At 61.9% G+C, this 1115-nt stretch carries 1 protein-coding gene and 1 pseudogene; both read left to right on the top strand.

Features of this window, described 5'->3' with window-relative positions:
• Positions 1-353 (top strand): annotated as a pseudogene (locus tag ABZ863_RS35710) (hypothetical protein); the annotation flags it as partial.
• Positions 353-991, top strand: a complete 639-nt coding sequence (locus ABZ863_RS35705) for a DUF3558 domain-containing protein (protein ID WP_358544223.1) — start codon at positions 353-355, stop codon at positions 989-991. The pseudogene ABZ863_RS35710 and the gene ABZ863_RS35705, both read left to right, overlap by 1 nt.
• Positions 992-1115 lie beyond the last annotated feature (124 nt).

The following is a 1115-nucleotide window of genomic DNA, read 5'->3' as shown; positions in this document are numbered from 1 at the left end:
AAATCGGCCAGGCGACCAACCAGCTCGGCAGCTTCGCCTACGACGAAGGCACGCTGACACGCATAGCCGACCGCTGGCAACTCATCGCAGACCGGGTTGCGGAAGCGCTGGCGCTGTCCGACAGCTTGATCAAGATCGTGGGGCCGGGGCTCGACCCAGCCAGCGAGAGGATGGCATTCGACGCGAACGGATCCGGCAAGGCCTACCTCGAAATGATGGAATCCATGCGCGCTTACTGCCAGGCTCAGGCTGACCACTGCCGGAAAGCCCTCGGCACCTACACCGAGCACGAGGACGAAACCGCAGCAACAGCCAGAAGCCTTAACCCAGGCAACGAAGGCGGGGTCATTTGATGCGCGTTCGTCGCGCCGCACCGGTCGTGCTGATCAGTGCGGCACTCGTCGCCGGCTGCTCCAGCACCGAAGCAGGGACACCCCGGGCTGGGACGACCGCGACCGGCCCAGACATATCCAGCACGTCAGCACCCACGACGACAACCACATCAGGCCTGCCCGCCCACGGCGCACCAAAAGTCCAGAACCCCATCGAAGACACCCAACGCTTCCAAGACGACCCCTGCTCAATGCTCAGTGCGGAACAAGTACGGGAGATCTTCGGAGAGTCGCTGCAAGGCGAGACACGCGACGGGACTACCGGACGCACCTGCAGCTGGCGCGATGGACGAGGGGCGACGGTCTTGCTGGGTTGGATAACGTCACTCAGGCAAGGATTGTCACCGTTTTACGCGACCCGCGACACAAACGCTCTCTTTGAAGAATTGCCAAGTATCGACGGCAACCCGACGATCGCATATGGCAGTCTGGACCGACGCGATACGGGCCATTGCCAGGTAGCCGTGGGCGTAACCGACGAACTGGTCTACCAAGTCGGCGTCGGCCAGTCTCCATCCAAAATCGGTGAGACAGATCCGTGCGAAGTGGCACATACCATTGCCGGGATGACATTGGACACCATGCGAGGGGGCGCCTGATGGCGCGGCGACCTTTCCGTCAGACCGCTCAGCGATCAACTGCATACGGTGAGTGATCAAAAGACGACAAAGCCGCCACAAACCGGAACCAGCCGTCTACGATCAGTCGTCGAAGCCACCAGGC

The sequence above is a fragment of the Saccharomonospora sp. NPDC046836 genome, assembly GCF_040645195.1.
Taxonomy (GTDB): domain Bacteria; phylum Actinomycetota; class Actinomycetes; order Mycobacteriales; family Pseudonocardiaceae; genus Prauserella_A.
Note: the sequence above shows the minus strand (reverse complement) of the source record. Positions and strands in the feature narration are given on the sequence as shown.

Bases quoted from the DNA above. Each gene is read 5' to 3' on its own strand.
- ABZ863_RS35705 (WP_358544223.1), top strand. From the start codon at position 353: ATGCGCGTTCGTCGCGCCGCACCGGTCGTGCTGATCAGTGCGGCACTC.